Origin of the sequence: Planktotalea sp., assembly GCF_049680325.1 — a bacterium.
GTDB lineage: Bacteria > Pseudomonadota > Alphaproteobacteria > Rhodobacterales > Rhodobacteraceae > Planktotalea.
Genome location: NZ_JBAUHO010000301.1, coordinates 1 through 2,551, shown reverse-complemented (window position 1 = coordinate 2,551; position 2,551 = coordinate 1). Strand labels below are relative to the sequence as shown.

The following is a 2,551-nucleotide window of genomic DNA, read 5'->3' as shown; positions in this document are numbered from 1 at the left end:
GTGATGATGGTCTTGTTGATATCTGGCCGTCTACCTGGGCCTCTGGCACCTTGACGTTCTATTACCTTGCGATGGTCCTTTGCATCGGCGGCATTATCCTGCTGAGACATGCGGCGCATTCACCTTTCGGCTATGCGCTGCGCGCCGCGCGCGACAGCCAACGTCAGGCCGAAGCGACAGGCATTAATACCAAACATGTGCAGTGGGTCGCCTTTGGATTCGCGGGCGCTTTGGCCGGCTTGGCCGGGGGGCTGTTTGTTTTTTCCAAAGGGTCGATCTTTCCCAACGAGCTGGAGATCGCGCGCAGCTTTGATGCGTTGATCGTCGTCTTTCTTGGCGGGGTGAAAACCCTTGCAGGCGGGGTTGTTGGCGGAGCGGCACTGGAGGGTGCCAAGGATTACATCACCCGATTTGAATACTGGCGTCTGTTGCTTGGCCTGCTGATTGTTTTCGTGGTCATTCTTGCGCCTGACGGCATTGCGGGAACCCTGCGCAAGTGGGCTGAAAAAATCGGCCTTATGAAGCGGGAGGATCAGGCATGAGTGCGGTTCTTGAAGTTCAGGGCCTTTCAAAAGCCTTTGGCGCGATCCAGGCCGTTGATAACGTGTCTTTTTCACTGGAGAAAGGCGAATTGCTTGCGCTGATCGGGCCGAACGGGGCTGGCAAAAGCACGTGTTTCAATATGTTGATGGGGCAAACAAAACCGAGTGCGGGCGTTGTGTCGCTGAACGGCAAGCGTCTCACAGGGCTCAAGCCGCGCCAGATATGGCGCATGGGTGTTGGGCGCACCTTTCAGATCACAGGCACTTACGCGTCCATGACGGTGATCGAGAACGTGCAAATGGCACTGATTTCGCATCACCGTAAGACCTATTCGATCTTGCCGCGCGCCCATGAAATGTATCGCAACGAAGCTATGGCGCTGCTTGATCTGGTGGGTATGGGGGATCAATCTGAACGCCATTGCGCGGTGCTGGCTTACGGCGATCTCAAGCGTTTGGAACTGGCAATTGCCCTGGCCCATGATCCGATGCTTTTGCTGATGGACGAACCGACCGCAGGCATGGCCCCGAGCGAGCGGATCGCACTTATGCAACTGACGGCTGACATTGTTGAAAGCCGTGGCGTCAGCGTTCTTTTTACCGAACATGACATGGACGTCGTGTTCGCCCATGCGCACCGCGTTATGGTTCTCAACCGCGGGCAATTGATTGCAAACGGATCAGTCAAGGATATCCGTGATGATCCGCGTGTCCGAGAGGTCTATCTCGGCGGTGGTACGCTCTTTAAGCGGGACGGGGAGAGCGCAAATGCTTGAGATCAATGGCATCAACAGTTTCTATGGAAAAGCCCACGTTCTGAGTGATCTGAGTTTCGGAGTGGAGCGCGGGCAGGTCGTGGCCTTGCTTGGCCGTAACGGTGCGGGCAAGACGACGACGATGAAATCGGTGATGCAACTGGTTGTGCCGCAAAGCGGGTCCGTCACGTTTCAGGGCACGGATATCACGCGAATGCCGTCTCATAAGGTCGCCAAGATGGGCCTTGGGTATGTTCCGGAAGAACGCCGCATTTTCACCGATCTTACTGTTATGGAAAACCTTGAGGTTGGCCGCCAGCCTGCGCGCGCAGGCACGGTGACATGGACCGAAGATATGCTCTTTGACATGTTCCCCAACCTTGCCGAGCGGCGCAGCAACCGCGGCAAGGAAATGTCAGGCGGCGAGCAACAAATGCTTACGATTGCACGCACGCTGATGGGTAACCCCAGTTTGATCCTGCTTGACGAGCCATCCGAGGGCATCGCGCCCGTGATCGTCGAAGAAATGGTGCGCGTTATTCTGCGGCTCAAGAAAGAAGGATTAACTGTGCTCTTGTCCGAGCAGAACTTGCATTTTGCACAGGCTGTTGCAGATCGCGTGGTTATTATCGAAAGCGGCACCGCGAAATATAAGGGCACGCTTGGCGATCTGGCGGCACATCCCGAAATTCGCGATACTTATCTTTCCGTGTAGTTCCACTTTTGAGCAGAAATTTGCCGAGCGATCACAATATCTGGAGCGGGTCTTTAAGCATTCACAAAGGCACCTACTTCTATTGGCAGAGGCGCACAATCCGGAACGCACGTGCGCCGCTTCACTGTCCCTCGTTCCCGACTTGCGCCCACGGGATGTCCCCCCCGGTGGGCGCATTTTTCTTTTGAACTTCCCGTCAATCTGCGTTTGATAGCCCATGAGCTATTCTGATGCATATCTGCGCGAGATTCTAAATCGCACCAAAGTTGTTGCCGTGGTCGGGGTGTCAACAAACGCCGTTCGCCCAAGTTATTATGTTGCGCGTTATCTTGGGCTTAAGGGCTTTACGGTTATTCCGGTGAACCCTGCACATGCTGGCAAAAACCTGTTCGGGCAAACCATACGCGCCAGTCTGTCTGAAATTACAGAGCCGGTTGATATGGTCGATATCTTTCGCCGTTCTGAATTTGTGCCGGATATCGTTGATGAAGCGCTTGAACGCTTGCCCAAGCTGAAAACAATCTGGATGCAGATCGGGG

The 2,551-nt window shown here is 54.8% G+C and carries 4 protein-coding genes; all 4 read left to right on the top strand.

Going from position 1 to position 2,551, the window contains the following annotated elements:
* Window positions 1-542: branched-chain amino acid ABC transporter permease (locus WBC85_RS13820; protein ID WP_424438333.1), on the top strand; the 542-nt coding region annotated here is incomplete at its 5' end.
* Complete coding sequence (locus WBC85_RS13815; protein ID WP_424438330.1) at window positions 539-1,318, top strand: ABC transporter ATP-binding protein; 780 nt, start codon at window positions 539-541, stop codon at window positions 1,316-1,318. The genes WBC85_RS13820 and WBC85_RS13815, both read left to right, overlap by 4 nt.
* A complete protein-coding gene (locus WBC85_RS13810) occupies window positions 1,311-2,012 on the top strand; it encodes an ABC transporter ATP-binding protein (protein ID WP_424438327.1) in 702 nt (233 codons plus the stop codon). The genes WBC85_RS13815 and WBC85_RS13810 overlap by 8 nt, the downstream gene beginning before the upstream one ends.
* Before the next feature lie 217 nt (window positions 2,013-2,229).
* A partial coding sequence (locus WBC85_RS13805) for a CoA-binding protein (RefSeq protein WP_424438324.1) occupies window positions 2,230-2,551 on the top strand: 322 nt, incomplete at its 3' end.